Origin of the sequence: Nocardioides ferulae, from assembly GCF_003660455.1 — a bacterium.
In the GTDB taxonomy this organism is placed as follows: domain Bacteria; phylum Actinomycetota; class Actinomycetes; order Propionibacteriales; family Nocardioidaceae; genus Nocardioides; species Nocardioides ferulae.
In genome coordinates, this window is the sequence record NZ_QZVR01000023.1 from 47,898 (window position 1) to 69,107 (window position 21,210).

Consider the following 21,210-nt stretch of genomic DNA (forward strand, 5'->3'; position numbering starts at 1 on the left):
TTACGCTCGGGAGGCGCCGAACAGGTAACAACCTCGTCACGGCACCATCCCCACGGCGTAGAAGGCTCTAGGGTCGAATCGGTTCGCGCCCGCGCGGGGCGCCCGTTTTACATGAGGAGGCGTCTTGCGACGCAGCATGAAACTCGCAGCTCTGCTTACTGCCGGAGTCCTCTCGCTGACCGCGTGCGGCAGCGACGACGACGGTGAGAGCACCAACGAGGGGAACGGCGGAGACGCCCCCCAGTCCGACGTCAAGGTCGGCATGGCCTACGACGTGGGCGGCCGCGGCGACCAGTCGTTCAACGACTCCGCCGCCGCCGGTCTCGACAAGGCCGTCGAGGAGTTCGGCGTCGACTCCCAGGAGTCCGAGGCTGAGGACGGCGAGGCCGAGACGGCCCGCGAGGAGCGCCTGCGCACCTTCGCCGACGCCGGCTACAACCCGATCATCGCGGTCGGCTTCGCCTACGCCGCGTCGGTCGGCAAGGTCTCCGAGGAGTACCCCGACGTCAACTTCGCGATCATCGACGACTCCAGTCTGGCCGACTCCTCCAACGTCGCCTCGCTCGTCTTCGCCGAGCACGAGGGCTCCTTCCTCGTCGGCGCGGCCGCCGCGCTGAAGACCGAGGCCGACCACATCGGCTTCGTCGGTGGCGTCGAGACCCCGCTGATCCAGAAGTTCGAGGCCGGCTACGTCGCCGGCGCCGAGGCCGTCAACCCCGACATCAAGGTCGACGTGACCTACCTGACCCAGGTGCCGGACTTCTCCGGCTTCGCCGACCCGGCGAAGGGCAAGACCGCCGCGACCGGCATGTTCGACAACGGCGCCGACATCGTCTACCACGCCGCCGGCGGGTCCGGTGGCGGCGTCTTCGAGGCCGCGGCCGAGGCGGAGGGCTGGGCCATCGGTGTCGACTCCGACCAGTACAACACCGCCGACCCGTCGGTCCAGGACGTCATCCTGACCTCGATGCTGAAGAACATCGATGTCGCGGTGTACGACTACATCACCGGCGTCGTCGAGGGCGAGACCCCCACCGGCGTGACCACCTACGACCTGTCGGTCGACGGTGTGGGCTACTCCACCAGCGGCGGCTTCGTCGACGACATCGCCGAGCAGCTCGACGAGTACAAGCAGCAGATCGTGGACGGCGAGCTCGAGGTCCCCGAGGCCCCGTGAGCCTGACCGCTCGCGGTCTGCACACAGCAACTGCACCACCCCAGCTGCTCCGCAGCTGACCCATCGGGGTCGCGGGCACGCGTTCCGCGCGTGCCTGCGACCCCGGTCCGCTCTCCGGGTCGTGAGGACCCGGACCGAAGGAGGTCACAGCGCCGTGTCCACCCCCGCACCCGCCAGGGCCGGCACCGCCGAAATCGCGGTCCGCCTGCGCGGCATCGGCAAGCGGTTCCCGGGCGTCATCGCCAACGACGACATCAACATCGACGTGCGCCGGGGAACGATCCACGCGATCGTCGGCGAGAACGGCGCCGGCAAGTCGACGCTGATGAAGATCCTCTACGGCGTTCAGCCGCCCGACTCCGGCACGATCGAGATCAACGGCGAGCAGGTCGCCCTGTCGAGCCCCGCGGACGCGATCAAGCACGGCGTCGGCATGGTGTTCCAGCACTTCATGCTCGCCGACAACCTGACCGTGCTCGAGAACGTCGTCCTCGGTGCCGAGAAGCTGCACGGCATCGGTGGCGCCGCTCGCGACGAGATCCGGCGGCTCTCCGACGCCTATGGCCTCGACATCGAGCCCGACGAGCTGGTCGAGGACCTCGGTGTCGGGCAGCGCCAGCGGGTCGAGATCCTCAAGGTCCTCTACCGCGGCGCCCGGGTGATCATCCTCGATGAGCCGACCGCGGTCCTCGTCCCCCAGGAGGTCGACGAGCTGTTCGGCAACCTGCGCGGGCTCAAGTCCGAGGGCTTCTCGATCATCTTCATCTCCCACAAACTCGACGAGGTGCTCGCGGTCGCCGACGAGATCACCGTGATCCGCCGGGGCACGACGGTCTCGACCGTGCAGCCGACCGACGTGACCTCGCGTCAGTTGGCCGAGCTGATGGTCGGCTCCGAGCTGCCCTCGCCCAGCACCGAGGCGTCCACGGTCACCGACGAGGTGCTGATCTCGGTCCAGGACCTCACGCTCACCAACGCCGACGGCCGCAGGCTGCTCACCGACATCTCCTTCGACATCCACCGCGGCGAGGTCCTCGGCATCGCGGGGGTCGAGGGCAACGGCCAGGAGGAGCTCGTCGAGTCGCTCATGGGCATGCGGCACGGGGCGCGGGGCACGATCCGTCTCCGGGGCGACGACCTCACCTCGATGTCGACGCGCGACCGGCGGCAGGCCGGCGTCGGCTACATCCCGGCCGATCGCCACCGCCATGGCCTGTTGCTCGAGTCGCCGCTGTGGGAGAACCGGGTGCTCGGCCACCAGTTCCGCGCCCCCAGCGTGAAGCACGGGATGATCGACAAGACCGCCGCCCGGGCGGACACCGAGCGGATCATCACCGAGTACGACGTGCGCACGCCCGGCCCGGACGTGCTGGCCGCGTCGCTGTCCGGCGGCAACCAGCAGAAGCTGATCGTCGGCCGCGAGATGAGCTCGGAGCCGATCCTGCTGATCGCCTCGCACCCCACCCGTGGTGTCGACGTCGGTGCCCAGGCCGCGATCTGGGACCACATCAAGAGAGCCCGTCGGGAAGGACTGGCAGTGCTGCTGATCTCCGCCGACCTCGAGGAGCTGATCGGCCTGTCCGACCGCATCGAGGTCATCCTCCGCGGCCGCCTGGTCGGCACCTTCGACCCGGGCGCGGTGACCCCCGAGCAGCTCGGCTCGGCGATGACCGGAGCGGAGGCCCAGGCATGACCCCGCGTCTGACCCGGATCGCCCTGGGCGTCAGCGCACCGATCCTGGCGCTACTGGCCGCGTTCGCCATCACCAGCCTGGTGCTGATCATCGCCGGCGACCCGGTCGGCGACGTCTGGAACACGATCCTCACCTGGCCCGAGACGCGCAACCAGTCGAACATCATCGACAACGGCACCGTCCTCTACCTCTCCGGCCTGGCCGTCGCGGTCGGGTTCAAGATGAACCTGTTCAACATCGGTGTCGACGGCCAGTACCGCGTGGCCGGCTTCGCCGCCGCGGTCGTGGCGGGCGAGGCGTGGCTCCCGGGCTACCTCAACACCGTGCTGGCGATCATGGCCGCGATGGCGGTCGGTGCGCTGTGGGCCGGCATCGCCGGCGTGCTGCGGGCCACCCGGGGCGTGAGCGAGGTGATCGCGACGATCATGCTGAACGCGATCGCCACCAGCCTGGTCGCCTACCTGCTGCGCAAGGTGGCGGTGCGCGAAGAGGGCAGCAACATCATCGCGACCAAGGAGATCCCCGAGGGCAGCCGGATCCCGAACATCTCGATCGGCGAGGGCGCCACCGCGGAGATCTATGGTTTCGTGTTCATCGCGGTCCTGGCCGGCGTGGCCTACTGGTTCCTGCTGAACAAGACCCGTTTCGGCTTCGACCTGCGCGCCACCGGCCAGTCCACGACCGCCGCCGTGGCCAGCGGCATCTCGGTGAACAAGATGATCGTCACCGCGATGCTGATCTCGGGTGCGGCCGCCGGTCTGGTCGGCCTGCCGATCATCTTCGGCGACTCCTTCTCCTACGGCTCCACGTTCCAGTCCGGGCTCGGTTTCGCCGGCATCGCGGTCGCCCTGCTGGGTCGCAACCATCCGTTCGGGATCGCGATGGGCGCCCTGCTCTTCGCCTTCCTCGACGAGCAGTCGAACCGGCTGCAGATCCTGGTGGGCGTGGCGCCCGACATCGTGGCGATCACTCAGGGCGTCATCGTGATCACCGTGGTCATCTCCTACGAGCTGGTGCGCCGCTACGGCGTCCGGCTCGAGCAGCGGCGGGTGGCCCAGGCCCTGGTCGGCGCTGGCGCTGAGCCGCAGCGTCCGCTGGACGGTAGCCAACAGCCCCCCACCGACGGCCCCAGTGACCAGAACGAGGAGACCAAGGCATGAGCGCCTCGGACACCGCAAGCCACGTCGCCGCGCCCGCCGCGAAGTCCGGACGGGGCCGGCTGCCCCGCTACTGGATCGTCGTCGCCCTGCTGGCGGTCGTGTTCATCCTCTCCGTGCTCAAGCTGGTCACCGGTGCCGACGACCTGCTGTCCTCCGGCACGGTCGCCGCCACCCTGATCGCGACCGTCCCGATCATGCTCGCCGGTCTCGGCGGTCTGTGGTCCGAGCGCGCCGGCATCGTCAACATCGGTCTCGAGGGCATGATGATCCTCGGCACGTACGGCGCCGGCTACTTCGGCTACAACTACGGCCCGTGGATGGGTGTGGCCGGAGCGATCCTGATGGGTGTGCTCGGCGGACTGATCCACGCCGTCGCCACCGTGGTCTTCGGCGTCGACCACATCATCTCCGGCGTCGCGATCAACATCATCGCGCTCGGTGCCGTGCAGTACCTCGCGTCGCTGACCTTCGTCGGCCTGCCCGGCGGTGGCCAGACCCAGTCGCCGAAGATCGAGGACGTCCAGACGATCACGATCGGACCACTGGCCGACGCGCTGGACAAGATCGAGGACAAGGACGTCTTCTTCGTCTCCGAGCTCGCGGGCGTGTTCGAGGCGTTCGTCTCGAACCTCTCGATGCTCGTGGTGCTGGCGCTGGTGCTGCTCGTGCTCACCTGGTGGCTGCTGTGGCGCACCCCGTTCGGGCTGCGGCTGCGCTCCTGCGGCGAGAGCCCGGCGGCCGCGGAGTCGCTGGGAGTCAAGGTGCTGCGGTACAAGTTCGCCGCGGTGCTGATCTCGGGCGGCCTCGCCGGCCTCGCTGGCGGCTTCCTGGCCATGGTGGCGTCGAGCAACTACCGCGACGGACAGACCGGCGGACGAGGCTACATCGGCCTGGCCGCCATGATCTTCGGCAACTGGCGCCCGGGTGGGCTGCTGGCCGGCTCCGGCCTGTTCGGCTACACCGAGACGCTGGGCCTGCGGCAGGGCGGCTCCTCGGTGCACGCGTTGCTGCTGGCCATCGCGATCCTCGCTCTGGCCTTCGCCATCTGGCAGTTCCGCTCCGGCGCGGTGATCACCGGCTCGGTCATGGTCGCGGCGGGCGTCGCGATCGGCGCGGTGTACCTCGCGATCGAGGAGGTCCCCGGCGACTTCACCCGGATGACGCCCTACGTGATCACGCTGTTGGTGCTCGCGTTCGCCTCGCAACGACTACGGATGCCTGCCGCCGACGGCGTCATCTATCGCAAGGGCAGCGCCGGATGACCGGCGCCGCTCCTGCGGGGGCCGAGCTCGACCCGGGGTTCGACTGGGAGGCGCTGCGGGCCGAGGCGGTCGCGGTCCTGGACCGTGCCTACGTGCCCTACTCCGGCTACCCGGTCGGGGCCGCGGCGCGCGTCGACGACGGCCGGCTGGTCACGGGCTGCAACGTCGAGAACGCGTCGTACGGCGTGGGGCTGTGTGCGGAGTGCGGACTGGTCAGCCAGCTGCACCTGACCGGCGGCGGCCGGTTGACGCACTTCGTGTGCGTCAACCGCGACGGTGCGGTGATCATGCCGTGCGGCCGCTGCCGGCAACTGCTGTGGGAGAACGGCGGCCCGTCGCTGCTCGCGATGACGGTGTCGGGCGTGAAGAGGATGGATGAGGTGCTGCCGGATGCGTTCGGTCCCGACGACCTCGCTTGACCTGACCTCGCCCCAGGTGGTCGCCGACCCCTACCCGTTCTTCGCCGCGGAGCGCGCTCGGCACGGCGTCGCCTGGCACGAGGCGTCGGGGATGTACCTCACGTTCTCGCACGCCGCGGTGAGCGCCGTGCAGCGAGACCGCCGGCTCGGCCGGATCTGGCGGGACCGGCAGCCCGAGGACTACCTCGAGCCGTTCAACCTGCTGCACCGCAACCAGATGATGGAGAACGAGCCGCCGGAGCACACCCGGCTCCGGCGGCCCGTCGCCCGCGCGTTCAACCGCGGCCACGTCGAGCGGCTGCGACCTCGCGTGCGCGAGATCGCCACACAGCTGCTCGACGAGGTCGACCCGGCCGGCTTCGACGTGATCGGCGACTACGCCGAGCCGCTTCCGGTGCTGGTCATCGCCGAGCTGCTCGGTGTCCCGTCGTCCCACGCCGGCGACCTGCGCGACTGGTCGCAGGCGATCGTGCGGATGTACGAGGTGGCGCCGAGCCAGCAGGTCGTCGACGACGCCGTGCGCGCGGCGTCAGACTTCGCCGGGCTGGTGCGCGAGCTGGTGGGGGAGCGGCGGGCCCGGCCGGCCGACGACCTCATCACGCACCTCGCCGAGACCGAGCTCTCCGAGGACGAGGTCGTGGCCGCGGTCGTGCTGCTTCTCAACGCCGGCCACGAGGCGTCGGTCAACGTGTTCGGCAACGGCCTGGTCGCGATGCTGCGCCGCGGGCTGCGGCCGGGCGCCGACGTGCCGCTCACCGTGGAGGAGATGCTGCGCTTCGACTCGGCGCTGCAGCTGTTCGAGCGCACCGCGACCGAGGACGTCGAGGTGGGCGAGGTCGTCGTCCGCGCGGGCGAGAAGATCGCGGCGCTGCTGGGCGCCGCCAACCGCGACCCGGCCGTGTTCGACGACGCCGACACCTTCCGGGTCGACCGTGACCCCAACCCGCACCTGGCCTTCGGCGTCGGCGTGCACTTCTGCCTGGGGGCGCCGCTGGCCCGGATGGAGCTGGCCGAGTCCGTCACGGCGCTGTGGTCGCGGTTCCCCGACCTGGCGCTGGCGGGGGAGCCCGAGACCCGGGGAACGTTCGTGCTGAGGGGCTACCACTCGGTGCCCGTAGGAGGAGAGCCGCAGTGACCGCTTCGCCGGAGCCCACGTCCGAGCGTCATGACGCCGTCGAGGTGATCGTGGCCAAACGCGACGGAGGCACGCTCACCGACAGCCAGATCGACTGGGTCGTCGACGCCTACACCCGCGGCGCCGTCGCCGACGAGCAGATGTCGTCGCTGGCGATGGCGATCCTGCTCAACGGCATGGACCGACGCGAGATCGCCCGGTGGACCGACGCGATGATCGCCTCGGGGGAGCGGATGGACTTCTCCTCGCTGTCGCGGCCCACCGCCGACAAGCACTCCACCGGCGGGGTCGGCGACAAGATCACCCTGCCGCTCGCGCCGCTGGTCGCCGCCTGCGGCGTCGCGGTGCCGCAGCTGTCCGGGCGGGGCCTCGGCCACACCGGAGGCACCCTCGACAAGCTCGAGGCGATCCCGGGGTGGCGGGCCGCGCTGTCGAACGAGGAGCTGATGGCTCAGCTGGAGTCGGTCGGCGCGGTGATCTGCGCCGCCGGCGACGGGCTCGCCCCGGCCGACAAGAAGCTCTACGCGCTGCGCGACGTCACCGGCACCGTCGAGGCGATCCCACTGATCGCCTCCTCGATCATGAGCAAGAAGATCGCCGAGGGCACCGGCTCGCTGGTGCTCGACGTCAAGGTCGGCACCGGCGCGTTCATGAAGTCGCTGGACCGGGCCCGCGAGCTGGCCGAGACCATGGTCGCGCTCGGCACCGGAGCGGGCGTGCACACCGTCGCGCTGCTCACCGACATGTCCACGCCGCTGGGGCTCACGGCCGGCAACGCGATCGAGGTCGCCGAGTCGGTCGAGGTGCTCGCCGGCGGGGGGCCCTCCGACGTGGTCGAGCTGACCCTGGCCCTGGCCCGCGAGATGCTCGCCGGCGCCGGCCGTGACGACATCGACCCCGCCGAGAAGCTGGCCGACGGCTCCGCGATGGACGCCTGGAAGGCGATGATCCGCGCCCAGGGCGGCGACCCCGACGCCGCGCTGCCGGTGGCCCGCGAGTCGCACGTGGTGGTGGCCCCGTCGTCGGGCGTGCTCACCCGGCTCGACGCGATGGCCGTCGGGCTCGCCGCCTGGCGCCTGGGCGCCGGCCGGGCCCGCAAGGAGGACCCCGTGCAGGCCGGTGCCGGCGTCGTCTGGCACGCCCGACCCGGCGACGAGGTGACCGCGGGGGCACCCTTGTTCACCCTGCTCACCGACGACGCCGGCCGCTTCGACCGGGCCCTGGCCTCCCTCGACGGGGGCTTCGACATCGAGCCTGCCGGCACGGCGTACTCGCCGGCGCCGTTGGTGATCGAGCGGGTGGGGTAGCTCACCCCGCCAGCAGCAGCACCACGGTCTCGGCCACGCACGCCGGCTTCGACTCGCCCTCGATCTCGACGACGTACTTCAGCGTGAGCTGCTTGCCGGCGGGGATGTCGACGATGTCGGCGATCGAGACGGTGGCGCGCACCCGGGAGCCGACCTTCACGGGGTTGGGGAAGCGCACCTTGTTCACGCCGTAGTTGAGCTTGGCGCCGGGGGTGTCGAGCTCGAAGACCTGGCTGCCGAGCCACGGCACGAGCGACAGCGTGAGGTAGCCGTGGGCGATGGTGCCGCCGAACGGACCGGTGGCCGCGCGCTCGACGTCGACGTGGATCCACTGGTGGTCGCCGGTGGCGTCGGCGAACCGGTTCACCCGCTCCTGGTCGATGGTCACCCACTCGGAGGTGCCCAGCTCCTCGCCGACCGCCGCCGCAACCTCGTCGAAGGTGGTGAACACGCGCATGGAATCCTCCTGGTGGGACGCTCGGTGGTTGGATGACGACATGAGTGCCGCCACGGAACCTACCGCCCTGCGCCGCGACCGGATCGTGCGGGCGCCGAAGGTGTTGCTCCACGACCACCTCGACGGCGGGCTGCGGCCGCAGACCGTCCTCGAGCTCGCCGCCGGGGCCGGCCACCGGCTCCCCGCGGACGACGCCGAGAGCCTCGGCCGCTGGTTCGCGGAGTCCGCCGACTCCGGCTCGCTGGAGCGCTACCTGGAGACCTTCGACCACACGGTCGGCGTGATGCAGACCGCCGACGCCATCGCCCGGGTGGCGCGCGAGTCGGTCGAGGACCTCGCCGCCGACGGCGTCGTCTACGCCGAGGTGCGCTACGCCCCCGAGCAGCACGTGAAGGGCGGCCTGGCGCTCGACGACGTGGTCGACGCGGTACGCCGCGGCTTCGACGAGGGCGTCCAAGTCGCTGCCGACCGCGGGCAGACGATCGTGGTGCGGCAGCTGCTCACCGCGATGCGGCACCAGGCCCGCTCCCGCGAGATCGCCGAGCTGGCGGTGGCCTGGCGTGACCGTGGCGTTGCGGGCTTCGACATCGCCGGCGCCGAGGCCGGCTATCCCCCCACCCGCCACCTCGACGCCTTCGAGTACCTCCAGCGCGAGAACTTCCACTTCACGATCCACGCCGGCGAGGGTTTCGGGCTGCCGTCGATCTGGCAGGCCATCCAGTGGTGCGGCGCCGACCGCCTCGGCCACGGTGTCCGCATCGTCGACGACATCACCGTGCACGACGACGGCACGGCCGAGCTCGGCCGGCTCGCCGCCTACGTGCGCGACAAGCGGATCCCGCTCGAGATGTGCCCGTCGTCCAACGTGCAGACCGGTGCGGCCGACTCGATCGCGGAGCACCCGATCAAGCTGCTCACCGACCTGCGGTTCCGGGTCACGGTCAACACCGACAACCGGCTGATGAGCCACACCTCGCTGTCCGACGAGTTCGAGCACCTCGTCGAGGCGTTCGGCTACGGGGTGGCCGACCTGCGCTGGTTCACGATCAACGCGATGAAGTCGTCGTTCCTGCCGTTCGACGAGCGGCTCGCGATCATCGACGAGGTCATCAAGCCCGGGTACGCCGCGCTGGCCGCCGAGGGTTGACCGTTTCCGGACCGCCCCGGCCGACCTCGACTCTGATCAGTCGGAGACGATCGGCTGAAGGTCGTCGGGCAGCGTCACCGGCTCTCCCTCGACCATCCGCGCGTCGCGAGGCGCCTCACCGGTGAGGCAGGCGACGCGGTCCGGGTCGAGGGCGGGAGGCTCGACGACCCAGCCGACGTCGGGGCCGTCCGGCACCGGCAGCGTGACGAACGCCACGAGCCCGGCGCTGGGGTAGACGCCGAACACGGAGGGGTCGCCGAGACGGGCGGTCGCAGGCCCGTGCTCGGTCACCAGACGCAACGTGGCGTCCGGCGCGGCGCCGCCGCCGCAGGACACCCAGGTCAGCTCCCAGTCGGCACTCGTGGCGGCGTCGACCGCTGAGGCGAGGGTGCGCAGCCCGCCGCCCTCGCCAGGAAGGGGTGCCCACCCGTACGGCCCTCGGCGCCGAGTCTTTCCGTCGGCCGCAGAGTCGGACTCGGAGGCGACAGTGGCACCGAGCCGCCGGAGCCAGTCGTTGTCGTTGACCGCGGCGATCAACGGCTCGGCATCGGCCAGGGCGTCCTCCCCATCGCGCCACTCGTGGTCGGGGTCGTCGTCGGCGTCGCCGATGCGGTCCGGGCCCTCGTAGGGCTCACTGCCCATCTCGGGGCCCGGCAGCTGGAAGGTGAGGGACTCGGCGTTGCGCTCCGGCTCCGAGCCGACGGTGGTCCCGTCCGGGTCGGCGAGGCACTCCTCCGCGTCGGGTAGGGGCTCGTCGGGCACCGGCCAGTTGCCGTCGAGGTGGTGGGGCACCAGCCCCTCGACCGTGACCTCGCTGGACTGCTCTCCTCCCTCTGACCGCAGGTGTGCGACCGCGGTGAATGCACGCCCGTCGGCGCTCATCGGCTTGGCCAGCAGCAACGCCAGCTCGGCGCGGTTGCAGGTGCCGGCGAGCAGCTGCCAGCCGGCACCACGGGCGGCGGCGAGCTCGCGCCTGGCGGCCATCACCGGGTTGTCGACGACCCAGGTGGTCGTGCGGGTGCCGGCGCGGCGCGACACCTGGCCGTTGCTGCCCCACCCCGCCTCGACGGTGCCGACTTCCGTCGGCGCCAGCCACGGGTCTCGCCACACCTGCTGGGCGCGCGCGAGGTCGACCTCGGTGGGGTAGAAGCTGCCGGGCAGGTCCTCGGTGCACGACGCCAGCGACAGGGTTAGGCCGGGCACCAGGGCCAGCGCGACCATGCTCGTTCGGAGTCTCACGGCGTCACCACGAACCACGGCGCGCTCCACCTGGCCGCGTCGCGCTCGCCCGAGGCCCGGTCGTCCCGGTCGTCCCGGTCGAGGAGGCTGGTCGGTGAACAGCTCCATGCCAGCCCCCCGCCGTGATCGTCCGCGCGTCACGCACCTTCCCCCCGCCCGCCCGCGGCAAACGTGACCGGCGTTCAGCGGGCGAGGACTGCGAACCAGAGCCGCGGCCACCGGCCTTCGGGAGCCCGTCCGTGGCGTACGTCGTCGGCGGGCCAGGGCACGACCGACCCGCGCGCCGGGTCGTGCACGAGGAGCACCGGGTCCGGCGCCTCATCGCCTACCCCCACGGTGACCAGCACGTGCCGGGGCAGCCACCGGCTGCCGACGTAGACCGGCACCGGGCCGCTTCGGGCGGCGGTGAGCAGGCGCGCGGCGGCCTCGGGTCGGCCACGGAGCAGCAGCGTCCGGTGCCGGACCCCGCCGGCCGACAGGGCCCGCGCGACCGCCCACGGCGGCGTGCCGAGCCGCCGCGGCCACGGCACCTGCCGGCGGCCGTCGGCTCCACGCAGGCCGGTCAGCGCCCGGTGCAGCCGGTGCACCTCACCCGGCACGTCCGCGGCGTCGAGCGAGGCGGCGTACGCCGGGTCGGCCAGCATCCGCGCGACCAGCACCGCCGTGGGGCCGCACGTGTAGCCGTCGGGCTGCCGCAGCGCCGCCGGGGGCAGCGGGAGCGGCCAGCCGGCGGGTGCGGTCACGACCGGGCGTCGGCCGTGGTGAGGGCGGCGATGTCGGCGATCGCCTGGTCGCCGGTCATCGGACGGCAGCCCTGGGCCACCGCCGACTCGACCACGCGCCGCTGGTCGCGCAGCAGCGCGAGGCCGCGGCGCACCAGCACCAGCGGTGGCTTGCGGTGCTCGCGCAGGTCGCGGGTGAGGCGGCGCCAGAACGTGATCATCGGGTGCTGGCGGACGCAGTACGCCGCGGCGAGCAGGCCGCGGTCGCGGCACTCGGCGACGATGTCCTGGGCGAAGATGCCCTCGGCGACGAACAGGTCGCTGCCGGCGAGGTCGAGCACCTGCCAGCCGCACCGGCCGTCGTGGGCGATGTCGTAGACCGGCACCTCGGCGACGCCCTCGCAGCAGAGCTTCTCCAGAGTGGCCAGCGCATCGCCGGGCAGCCACGAGGCGGGATCGTCCCAGTCGACCAGGCCCGCGTTGGCGCCCTCGGTGATCCGCGGGAGGGTGGGGTCGCCACCGCTCTTGTAGAAGTCGTCGAGGCGCAGGATCGGCAGCCCGGAGTGCTTGGCGACGCGGGACTTGCCGGCGCCGGAGGGTCCGGCGAGGATGATCACGCGGGCGGGCACTGGCTCATTGTGCCGGTCCACGGACGGTCGCCTCGGGAGGGGGAGTGGGGCGGGTCAGTAGCCGCTGCCGCCGGCCGGCGCCCCGCCGAGCAACGCCCGGCTGCCCGAGACACCGAGCCGGCTCGCCCCGGCCGCGAGCATGGCCTGGGCCTGCTCCATCGTGCGGACGCCGCCGGAGGCCTTGACCTGCAGCGCGGGGGAGACGGTCTGGGCCATCAGCCGCACGGCGTGCTCGGTGGCGCCGCCTGCGGGGTGGAAGCCGGTGGAGGTCTTCACGAAGTCGGCGCCGGCGGCGGCCGCGGCCCGGCAGCTGCCGACGATCTCGTCGTCGGTGAGCGCGGCGGACTCGATGATCACCTTGAGCACGGTCGGGGCCGGAGCGGCGGCGCGGACCGCGGCGATGTCGGCCTCGACCGCGTCGAAGCGGCCCTCCTTGGCGGCGCCCACGTCGATCACCATGTCGATCTCGTCGGCCCCGGCCCGCACCGACTCGGCGGCCTCGGCGGCCTTGACCGCGGAGGTGTGCTTGCCACTCGGGAAGCCGCACACGACGGCCACCTTGAGGTCGCTGCCCTCGGGCACCTGCACGGGGAGCATCGAGGGGGACACGCACACCGAGTAGGTGCCGAGCTCGACGGCCTCGGCCACCAGCGCCTCGACGTCGGCGTGCGTCGCCTCGGGCTTGAGCAGGGTGTGGTCGATGGTCCGGGCGACCTGGGCGGGGGAGGGAGCGCTCACCCGCCCAGCATAGGCTCGACGCACCCCGCCCACCGAAAGCGCGGGGCCGGCGGAGCAGGCTGGGAGGGCCGATCGTGACCGAGCAGACACCCGACCCGGTGATCGAGCGGTTCCGCTCCACCAGCGGCCCGGTGTGGGGGGTCGTCGGCCTGCTTCTGGTCGCGGTCGTCGTGGCCTTCGCCCTCGTCGAACGAGGCGACGCGACGGTGCCGCTGGTGACCGGGGCACTGCTGGTCGGCGCGCTGGTGTGGGCGGCGATGCTGCGCCCCCGGGTCCTCGCCGCCGGTGACGACCTGGTGCTCCGGGGCATGCTCGACACGGTCACGGTGCCGCTGGCCGCCGTCGACGACGTCGTGGTGCGTCAGGTGCTGGCGGTGCGCGCCGGGGAGCGCCGCTACGTCTCCTCGGCGGTGGGGCGCAGCCTGCGGCAGTCGGTGCGTGCCGAGCGGCCCGGCGCCCGCGGCGCCGCCCCGGCCACGCCGACCGGCGCGGACGTGACGGTGGCCTACGCCGACTTCGTCGAGGACCGGATCCGGCAGCTCGCCGAGGACGCGCGACAGCGTGCCGGGGTGCGCCGCTGGTCCGCGGAGCAGGACGCGCTGGCCGCGGGGGTACGCCGCGAGTGGGCGTGGCCGGAGATCGCCGGGCTGGCCGGGCTGGCGGTCGCGCTCGCGGTGTCGCTGGCCGCGTGAGCCCGGCCCGGCCTCGCCGGACTCAGAGCGCGAGCACGCCCCGCAGGTCGTCCTTGAGGGCCGTCAACCGAGCCGCGGCCGTGGCCCGGGCCGCCGTGACATCGCGGCCGGCGACCGGCACGACCACCTCGAGGTAGCACTTCAGCTTCGGCTCGGTGCCGCTGGGCCGGACCACCACGCGAGCGCCGCCGGCGAGCCGGTAGCGCAGGCCGTCGGTGGGCGGCAGGTCCGCCGAGCCGAGGGCGAGGTCGTCGGCGCCCTCGACGGCGAGGCCACCGAGCGTGGTCGGCGGTGTCGCGCGCAGCCGCTGCATGGCGGCGGTGATCAGCGCCAGGTCGGTAACGCGCACCGAGAGCTGGTCGGTGGCGTGCAGTCCGTGCCGGACGGCCAGGTCGTCGAGCAGGTCGGTGAGGGAGCGGCCCTCGGCCTTGGTCTGCGCGGCGAGCTCGCACAGCAGCAGCAGCGCGGTGACGCCGTCCTTGTCCTTGACGTGCTCGGGGTCGACGCAGTAGCCCAACGCCTCCTCGTAGCCGAACGCCAGGCCCGGGACCCGGGCGATCCACTTGAAGCCGGTGAGTGTCTCGGCGTAGGGCTGCCCGGCCGCGGCGGCCATCTTGCCCAGCAGCGTGGAGGAGACGATCGAGCAGGCGTAGGTGCCCTGCTTGCCGGCGGCGAGGAGGGACCAGGCGAGCAGCGCGCCGACCTCGTCGCCGCGCAGCATCCGCCAGCCGTCGGGCCCGGGCACGGCCGCGGCGCACCGGTCGGCGTCGGGGTCGTTGGCGACGACCAGGTCGGCCCCGACCTTGGCGGCGAGCGCCATCGCGAGGTCCATCGCGCCGGGCTCCTCGGGGTTGGGGAAGGCCACGGTCGGGAAGTCGGGGTCGGGCTGCTCCTGCTGCTCGACGATGCTCGGGGCGTCGAAGCCTGCGGTCTCGAGCACCTGCACCACCGAGGTGCCGCCGACCCCGTGGAGCGGGGTGTAGACGAGGCTCAGGTCGCGGGGGCCGTCGCCGGCGAGGCCGGCGGCGGTGTCGAGGTAGCGGTCGACGATGCTCTCGTCGAGCACCGTGCCGGCCGTGCCGCGGGGCACCTCGGCGACCGGGCCGACGGCGGCGATCCGGGCGGCGATCTCGCGGTCGGCGGGCGGCACGATCTGCGAGCCGTCGCCGAGGTAGACCTTGTAGCCGTTGTCCTGCGGCGGGTTGTGGCTGGCGGTCACCATCACGCCCGCCACCGCGTCGAGCTCGCGGATCGCGAAGGCCAGCAGCGGGGTGGGCAGCGGCCGGGGCAGCAGCAGCGCCCGCAGCCCGGCGCCGGTCATCACCTCGGCGGTGTCGCGGGCGAAGACGTCGGAGTTGTGGCGCGCGTCGTAGCCGATCACGACCGCCGCGTCGCGGGAGACGCCCTGGTCGCGGAGGTACGCCGCGAGGCCGGCCGCGGCGCGGGTGACCACCACGCGGTTCATCCGGTTGGGCCCGGGGCCCAGCTCGCCGCGCAGCCCCGCGGTGCCGAACTCCAGGGTGCCGGCGAACCGGTCGGCCAGCACGGCGGCGTCGCCACCGGCGGCGACGGCGTCGACCTCGGCGAGCAGCGTCGCCCGGGTCTCGGCGTCGGGGTCGTCGGCGGCCCAGGCACGGGCGCGGTCGAGCAGGTCGGCGAGGCGGTCGGGGTCGTCGGGGGCCAGCGAGGTCATGCCGAGCACGGTAGTCGGGTTGCGGCCCGAAGCCATGATGGACAAGTGCTCTCCACCTACGTGTTCCGCGACACCTGGACCGTCGCCGCGCCGCCCGATCAGGTGCGGGACCTGGTCGTCGACCTGGAGCGCTACCCGCGGTGGTGGCGCGAGGTGGTCGCGGTCGCCTCGCTCGGCCCCGACCACGCCCGGGTGCTGTGCCGCTCCCGCCTGCCCTACACCCTCGACCTGGTGCTGCACGCGGTGAGCCGCGACCTGCCGACCCTCGAGGTCGAGGTCGGCGGTGACCTGCGGGGCACGGTGAGCTGGACGCTCACCTCCGAGGGCGGCGGCACCCGGATGGACTTCGCTCAGGAGGTGGAGGTCCGCGGGCCCCTCGCGGCGGCGTCGTACCTCGCCCGGCCGCTGCTGGCCTGGAACCACCACCGGATGATGGCCGGCTGCGCCGACGGACTGCGCCGGGAGCTGGCGACCGCGCCTCGGTGATGCTGCTCAGCGGCGCCAGAGGTAGGGGGTCGTCGTGGTGACGGGGACCAGCCCGCTGCGCTCCAGGATCGGACGCGACATGTCGGTGCAGTCGCTGTGCAGGTAGACCGCGCCCATCGTCTGGGCGGCCCGTGCCCGGGCGGCGACGAGCGCGCGGTAGATGCCGCGACCGCGCCAGGCGGCCAGGGTGCCGCCGCCCCAGAGACCGGCGAACTCCGTGTCCGGCACCACCTCGAGCCGACCCGCGCAGACCACGGTGCCGTCGGCGTCCTCGGCGAGCCACAGCCCGGTCCGCTCGGGGGCCGACGCCAGCCTTTCGGCGAGCTCGGCGGGTGCGGGCCCGGCGTCGTCGCCGAACACCTCGGCCTGCAACCGCGACGCCTCCGTGACGTCGGTGAGCAGGTCGCCGTCCTCGCCCGCCCGGCGGACGGTGATGCCGTCCGGGAGAGCGACCGGCCGGTCGAGCAGCTCGGCGCGGCCGACCATTACGGTCTCCGGAGGGTCGGGTTCGAACCCGTGGGCGAGCAGACGATCGGGCAGGTCGGCGGGGCGGTCGTGCCCCCGGGTCTTCCACTCGAACCGTGCCACGTCGGTCTCGTCGCGGAACCAGGCGACGGTGTCGGCGATGAGCCGGTCCAGCGCCGGGCCCGTCGCGCCGTCCAGGTCGGCGTACGAGACGAAGCCGCCGTGCCGGAAGACTCCGCGCAGGAGAGGACCGTGGCGGTGCCAGCTGCGGGCGCCGGCCATCTCCGCCTCGGCGCGCAGCTGGGAGTCGTAGGCCGCGAGCAGGCCGGGCGGGGTGGAGGTCACGCCCGAGTATCTCCTCAGTGCTCCTGCGTCGTCAGGTCGAGGCCACGGGGAGCGGTGAGGAAGACGACGGCGGCGACGGCGAGCATGCCGAGCCCCCCGACCAGACCGGCCTCGGTGACCGCTCGCGAGAAGGCGTCGGCGGCCTGGTCGGCCAGCTGCGGCAGGGCGGCGGAGTGCGCGACGGCGACCGCGCCGCCGAGGGAGTCCTCCGCAGTGGCGGCCAGGTCGGGCGGCAGGCCGCCGGCGACCAGCGCGTCGGTGTCGAGACGGGCGCGGTAGACGACGGCGGCGATGCTGCCGAGGAGGGCGACCCCCAGCGCGGTGCCGAGGTCGTAGGCGGTCTCCTCGGCGGCGGCGGCGCTGCCCGCCTTCTCCGGCGGGGTGCCGGACATGATCATCGCCGACGCGATCGCGAGCGTGCCACCCCCCGCACCGGCCAGCGCCATCCCGGCCGCCGCGGTGGGGTAGGCCAGATCCCCGGGCGCCAGCCACGGCAGCATCGCCCCGACGCCGGCGACCGCGAGGCCCCCGGCGAGCACCGCCCGGGCGCCCAGCCGCCGCGCGAGCAGCGGCGCGAGCACCGACGACAGCAGCCCGCCGCCGGCGATCGGCAGCAGGCGGACGCCGGCTTCGAACGGCGAGTGGCCCTCGACGAGCTGGAGCCACTGGGCCAGGAGCAGCAGCATCGCGGCCAGCACCAGCATCGCGCTCAGCGCGGCCAGGACCCCCGCGGTGAACGGCCGCCGGGAGAACAGGCGCACGTCGAAGAGCGGCTCCGGCCGGCGCAGGCAGCGCAGCACGAACAGCACGAGCACGGCCAGCGCGAGAGCCAGCACCACCCAGCCGGCGGTGTCGGCGAGCGAGGTCTCCTTGCCGAAGCGCTTGATCGCCCAGACCAGGCCGACCATGCCCGCGATCGACAGCGCGGACGCGGTGAAGTCCCACGCACCGGGGTGCGGGTCGCGGGCCTCGGGGAGGATCGCCACGCCCGCGACCAGGGCGACCGCCATGAGCGGCACGTTGACCAGGAACGCGGTGTGCCACGAGAAGTGCTCGAGCAGCGCACCGCCGACGATCGGGCCGAGCGCGGCACCCACCGACGTGACACCGGCCCACACCCCCAGGGCGACCGCGCGCTCGGCCGGGTCGACGAACACCGAGCGCAGCAGCGACAGCGTCGTCGGCATGATCATCGCCCCGCCCACGCCCAGCATGGCCCGCACCGCCATCACCTGCCCGGGCGAGTCGGCGAGCAGCACCGCGGCCGAGCCGGCCGCGAAGACGACGAAGCCGGCCAGCAGCAGCCGCTTGCGCCCCCAGCGGTCGGCGAGCGCGCTCATCGAGACCAGCAGCCCGGCCAGCACCAGCGAGTAGAGGTCGACGATCCACAGCTGCTCGGTGGCGGTGGGCCGCAGGTCCGCGGCGAGGTCGGGCAGCGCCACGTTGAGGATCGTGAGGTCCATCGTGACGACGAGCAGGCTCGCCGAGAGGACCGCGAGTGAGGCCAGCCGCCGGGACCGGGACACCTCGACGGTGGCGGCAGGCACCTCGTCGACGTCCCCCGAGCTCCGCACGGGCCGAGCCTAGTGGTTGCCGCCGTGCGCCGAGCCTCAGGCGTCGATGCTGCTCATGTCGCCGTAGCGAGCGCCGACGACCGCCTCCCGCGGCACCGCGGCGGCCAGCGCGGCGGCGTCCTCGGCGGAGAGGTCGACGTCGAGCGCGCCGACGTTCTCCTCCAGGTAGCGCACCCGCTTGGTGCCGGGGATCGGCACCACGCCGAGGTCCGGCCCGGCCTGGGCGAGCACCCAGGCCAGCGCGAGCTGCCCCGGCGTGCAGCCGAGCTCGTTCGCCGTGGCCCGCACCCGCTCGACCAGCACCAGGTTGGCGCGCAGCGCCTCGCCCTGGAAGCGCGGGAAGTACGCCGTGCGGCGCGAGTCGCTCTCGTCGAGCGCATCCTCGGCCGTGATCGCGCCGGTGAGGAGTCCCCGGCCGAGCGGGGAGTAGGCGACCAGGCCGATCCCGAGCTCGCGCAGCGTCGGGATGATCTCGTCCTCGAGGTCGCGGCTGAACAGGGAGTACTCGCTCTGCAGGGCGGTGATCGGGTGCGTGGCGTGGGCGCGGCGGATCGTCTCCGCGGACGCCTCGGAGAGCCCGAGGTGGCGCACCTTGCCGGCGGCGACCAGCTGGCCCATCGCGCCCACGGTCTCCTCGATCGGCACGGTCTTGTCGACCCGGTGCTGGTAGTAGAGGTCGAGGTGGTCGACCCCGAGGCGTTGGAGTGAGGCGTCGCAGGCGGCGCGGACGTAGTCGGGCTTGCCGTTGATGCCGACCCGGGTGCCGTCGGGGAGCCGCTCGTTGCCGAACTTGGTGGCCAGCTGCACCTCGTCGCGGCGGCCGGAGATCGCCTTGCCCACCAGCTGCTCGTTGGTGAACGGGCCGTACATGTCGGCGGTGTCGAGGAACGTCACGCCCAGGTCGAGCGCCCGCCGGATCGTCTCGAGGCCGGTGGCCTCGTCGGCGGTGCCGTAGAACTCCGACATGCCCATGCAGCCCAGCCCGAGGGCCGAGACGGTGAGCGGGGTGCCGGTGCCGAGGGTGCGCTGGGGGATCTCGTGGGGGATCTGTGAAGTGGTCATGGGGCCAGCGAACCGGCTGGAGCGCGCTCCAGGTCAAGCCCCCCGGCTCGCTCGGTCTCCGCGCCGTGCAGCTTCTCGGTGTAGAGGCCGATCTTGCGCTCGATCGCGCTCAGGTGGGCCGTCACCTGCTCCAGCTGGGCGATCACCTGCTCGCGGTGCTCGTGCAGCAGGTCGAGCCGGTCCTGCTCGGTGCCGTCGCCGGCCCGCACCAGGTCGGCGTACCGGCGCACCTCGCGCACCGGCATGCCGGTCGCCCGCAGGCAGGTGACCAGGCGGACCCACTCGAGGTCGGCCTCGTCGTAGCGGCGGTGTCCGGTGGCGGAGCGGGCGACCGGCCGCAGCAGCAGCCCGTCGCGCTCGTAGTAGCGCAGGGTGTCGATGCTCAGCCCGGTGCGGGCCGAGGCCTGGGCGATGGTGAGGCTCACCCCTCGAGTGTCACTCCTGGAGTGCGCTCCAGGTCAAGGGCTCGAGAGCGCGTCAGTCGTCGTCGGGCCAGCGCTCGTCGACGTACTCCTCGACGTCCTCGCCGCCGTAGCGGAAGTGCTTCATGCTGAACCCGATCAGGCCGATGGCGATCACGCCGGAGCCGATGATGAAGCCGGCGGTGCCCCACCCGCCCATCAGCCACCACTTCTCGTCAACCGGCCACCACCCGGGCGCCGCGGGGGAGATGCCCCAGTAGACGCCGACCGCGATCATCACCAGCGCCGAGGTGGTCGACATCGCGATCCGCGGCCAGGTCTCGACGCCCTCGGCCGCGGCGCGCATGCCGTTGCGCTTGACCGGTTCGAGGAGGTCCTCGGCCCACTTGTAGCTCAGCGAGTGGACCCACAGGCCGAGCGCCAGGATCAGCATGCCCGGCCCGGGCAGCACCAGCGCGGCGATGCCGACCGCGACCAGCAGCCAGCCGACGATCTCGAGGGTGAGCCGCTCGGCCTTCGACCGGTTGCGACGCCCGGTGGTTCCCTCCACGGCGGCGCTCACGACCCGGCCCGGTCCAGCGCCGGGCGGACCATCGCCGCCGTCGCGTAGGGCCCGCCGGCGTGCGCGACCTCCTCGGCGTCCTCGGGCCGCGGGTCGATGCGGTCGGCGAACTCCTCGGCGTCGTCCTGGGGGTCGTAGCCCAGGGCGCGACCGGCCTCGAGGTCCCACCAGCCGCGGGTGTTGCCGGAGATGCCGTAGAGCACCGCGAAGCCGGGGGCGGTCGCGGTCAGGCAGGCGTCGATCATCCGCACGCAGTCATCATGGGAGAGCCAGGTGGCGAGCTGGCGAACGGTCTCGGGCTGGGGCAGGAACGACCCGATCCGGCAAGCCAGCGCGTCGAGGCCGTGCCGGTCGGCGTAGAGGCTCAGCAGCGCCTCGGCGGCGACCTTGCCGACGCCGTAGAAGGTGTCGGGTCGCGGCCTCGTGTCGACCGGCAGCGGTCCCTCGGTCGCGGCGCGGCGCGGGGTGCGCCCCACCGCGTGGTTGGAGGAGGCGTAGACGATGCGCCCGACGCCGTGCTCGACCATCGCGTCGAGCAGCGCCGCGGTGGTGACCACATGCGAGGTGAGCGAGTCGGGCAGGCTCGCCTCGCCGGGGTGGCCGGCGAGGTGCACCACCGCGTCGAGCCGCTGCTCGGCGAAGACCGCGGCGACCGCGTCGGGGTCGGCGACGTCGAGGGTGTACCAGGGGCCGTCGTGCCCCTCGGGCTGCGGCAGCCGGTCGAGGCCGACGACCTCGTGGCCGCGGTCGGCGAGCCCGGGGAGGAGCACCTGCCCGATGCTGCCGGCGGCGCCGGTGACGAGGATCCGCATGGCCCGAAGGCT

At 73.0% G+C, this 21,210-nt stretch carries 22 protein-coding genes; 10 read left to right on the top strand and 12 right to left on the bottom strand.

Translation table 11 applies throughout. The annotated features are described in order from the left end of the window. Window positions 1-136 precede the first annotated feature (136 nt). From D6B71_RS19605 to D6B71_RS19635, 7 genes are all read left to right on the top strand, one after another. A complete protein-coding gene (locus D6B71_RS19605) occupies window positions 137-1,177 on the top strand; it encodes a BMP family lipoprotein (protein WP_240641581.1) in 1,041 nt (346 codons plus the stop codon). A 154-nt stretch (window positions 1,178-1,331) separates the two neighbouring features. Beyond that, complete coding sequence (locus D6B71_RS19610) at window positions 1,332-2,870, top strand: ABC transporter ATP-binding protein (protein WP_206051863.1); 1,539 nt, start codon at window positions 1,332-1,334, stop codon at window positions 2,868-2,870. Further along, complete coding sequence (locus tag D6B71_RS19615; protein WP_121258250.1) at window positions 2,867-4,030, top strand: ABC transporter permease; 1,164 nt, start codon at window positions 2,867-2,869, stop codon at window positions 4,028-4,030. The genes D6B71_RS19610 and D6B71_RS19615 overlap by 4 nt, the downstream gene beginning before the upstream one ends. Beyond that, window positions 4,027-5,292 carry an ABC transporter permease gene (locus tag D6B71_RS19620; protein WP_121258252.1) on the top strand — a complete coding sequence of 422 codons (1,266 nt, stop codon included), beginning with the start codon at window positions 4,027-4,029 and terminating at the stop codon, window positions 5,290-5,292. The genes D6B71_RS19615 and D6B71_RS19620 overlap by 4 nt, the downstream gene beginning before the upstream one ends. Then, entirely contained in the window at window positions 5,289-5,711 is a 423-nt protein-coding gene (locus D6B71_RS19625; protein ID WP_121258254.1) for a cytidine deaminase, read from the top strand. Before D6B71_RS19620 ends, D6B71_RS19625 begins: the two co-directional genes overlap by 4 nt. Next, a complete protein-coding gene (locus D6B71_RS19630) occupies window positions 5,683-6,846 on the top strand; it encodes a cytochrome P450 (RefSeq protein ID WP_121258256.1) in 1,164 nt (387 codons plus the stop codon). The genes D6B71_RS19625 and D6B71_RS19630 overlap by 29 nt, the downstream gene beginning before the upstream one ends. Then, window positions 6,843-8,153: a thymidine phosphorylase gene (locus D6B71_RS19635; RefSeq protein WP_121258258.1), complete on the top strand. Its 1,311-nt coding sequence runs from the start codon at window positions 6,843-6,845 to the stop codon at window positions 8,151-8,153. The genes D6B71_RS19630 and D6B71_RS19635 overlap by 4 nt, the downstream gene beginning before the upstream one ends. A 1-nt stretch (window position 8,154) precedes the next feature. On the opposite strand, the gene D6B71_RS19640 is transcribed toward D6B71_RS19635, so the two are convergent. Next, entirely contained in the window at window positions 8,155-8,610 is a 456-nt protein-coding gene (locus D6B71_RS19640; RefSeq protein ID WP_121258260.1) for a MaoC family dehydratase, read from the bottom strand. Window positions 8,611-8,650: 40 nt separating this feature from the next. Between D6B71_RS19640 and D6B71_RS19645 the strand changes: the two genes are divergently transcribed. Continuing rightward, on the top strand, window positions 8,651-9,757 hold the full coding sequence (locus tag D6B71_RS19645; RefSeq protein WP_121258262.1) for an adenosine deaminase: 1,107 nt from the start codon (window positions 8,651-8,653) through the stop codon (window positions 9,755-9,757). A gap of 36 nt (window positions 9,758-9,793) precedes the next feature. On the opposite strand, the gene D6B71_RS19650 is transcribed toward D6B71_RS19645, so the two are convergent. The 4 genes from D6B71_RS19650 to deoC all read right to left on the bottom strand — a co-directional run bounded on the left by D6B71_RS19650 (window position 9,794) and on the right by deoC (window position 13,085). Then, the gene (locus D6B71_RS19650; RefSeq protein ID WP_126688330.1) at window positions 9,794-10,996 is read right to left on the bottom strand and encodes a hypothetical protein; all 1,203 of its coding nucleotides are present in this window, start codon (window positions 10,994-10,996) and stop codon (window positions 9,794-9,796) included. 182 nt (window positions 10,997-11,178) lie between these two features. Next, on the bottom strand, window positions 11,179-11,739 hold the full coding sequence (locus D6B71_RS19655) for a hypothetical protein (protein WP_121258266.1): 561 nt from the start codon (window positions 11,737-11,739) through the stop codon (window positions 11,179-11,181). Then, a complete protein-coding gene (locus D6B71_RS19660) occupies window positions 11,736-12,347 on the bottom strand; it encodes an ATP-binding protein (RefSeq protein WP_121258268.1) in 612 nt (203 codons plus the stop codon). The genes D6B71_RS19655 and D6B71_RS19660 overlap by 4 nt, the downstream gene beginning before the upstream one ends. Window positions 12,348-12,401: 54 nt before the next feature. Continuing rightward, window positions 12,402-13,085: a deoxyribose-phosphate aldolase gene (gene deoC, locus D6B71_RS19665; protein WP_121258270.1), complete on the bottom strand. Its 684-nt coding sequence runs from the start codon at window positions 13,083-13,085 to the stop codon at window positions 12,402-12,404. Between the two features lie 74 nt (window positions 13,086-13,159). Here deoC and D6B71_RS19670 point away from each other — a divergent pair, with 74 nt between their 5' ends. Then, complete coding sequence (locus D6B71_RS19670) at window positions 13,160-13,777, top strand: hypothetical protein (RefSeq protein ID WP_121258272.1); 618 nt, start codon at window positions 13,160-13,162, stop codon at window positions 13,775-13,777. A 22-nt stretch (window positions 13,778-13,799) separates the two neighbouring features. Here D6B71_RS19670 and D6B71_RS19675 read toward each other — a convergent pair whose 3' ends face one another. Then, complete coding sequence (locus D6B71_RS19675; RefSeq protein ID WP_420846338.1) at window positions 13,800-15,461, bottom strand: phospho-sugar mutase; 1,662 nt, start codon at window positions 15,459-15,461, stop codon at window positions 13,800-13,802. 54 nt (window positions 15,462-15,515) lie between these two features. On the opposite strand from D6B71_RS19675, the gene D6B71_RS19680 reads away from it, so the two are divergent. Beyond that, window positions 15,516-15,956, top strand: a complete 441-nt coding sequence (locus D6B71_RS19680) for an SRPBCC family protein (RefSeq protein WP_121258273.1) — start codon at window positions 15,516-15,518, stop codon at window positions 15,954-15,956. A gap of 6 nt (window positions 15,957-15,962) precedes the next feature. On the opposite strand, the gene D6B71_RS19685 is transcribed toward D6B71_RS19680, so the two are convergent. The 6 genes from D6B71_RS19685 to D6B71_RS19710 are packed head-to-tail and all read right to left on the bottom strand — an operon-like array spanning window position 15,963 to window position 21,198. Then, window positions 15,963-16,766, bottom strand: a complete 804-nt coding sequence (locus D6B71_RS19685) for a GNAT family N-acetyltransferase (protein WP_240641582.1) — start codon at window positions 16,764-16,766, stop codon at window positions 15,963-15,965. Between the two features lie 14 nt (window positions 16,767-16,780). After that, on the bottom strand, window positions 16,781-18,340 hold the full coding sequence (locus tag D6B71_RS19690) for an MFS transporter (protein ID WP_240641583.1): 1,560 nt from the start codon (window positions 18,338-18,340) through the stop codon (window positions 16,781-16,783). Window positions 18,341-18,376: 36 nt separating this feature from the next. Then, complete coding sequence (locus D6B71_RS19695) at window positions 18,377-19,402, bottom strand: aldo/keto reductase (protein WP_121258275.1); 1,026 nt, start codon at window positions 19,400-19,402, stop codon at window positions 18,377-18,379. Next, complete coding sequence (locus D6B71_RS19700; protein ID WP_121258277.1) at window positions 19,399-19,827, bottom strand: MerR family transcriptional regulator; 429 nt, start codon at window positions 19,825-19,827, stop codon at window positions 19,399-19,401. Before D6B71_RS19700 ends, D6B71_RS19695 begins: the two co-directional genes overlap by 4 nt. 52 nt (window positions 19,828-19,879) lie before the next feature. After that, entirely contained in the window at window positions 19,880-20,386 is a 507-nt protein-coding gene (locus D6B71_RS19705) for a PGPGW domain-containing protein (protein WP_240641584.1), read from the bottom strand. Next, complete coding sequence (locus D6B71_RS19710; RefSeq protein ID WP_121258279.1) at window positions 20,383-21,198, bottom strand: NAD-dependent epimerase/dehydratase family protein; 816 nt, start codon at window positions 21,196-21,198, stop codon at window positions 20,383-20,385. The genes D6B71_RS19705 and D6B71_RS19710 overlap by 4 nt, the downstream gene beginning before the upstream one ends. Between the last annotated feature and the right edge of the window lie 12 nt (window positions 21,199-21,210).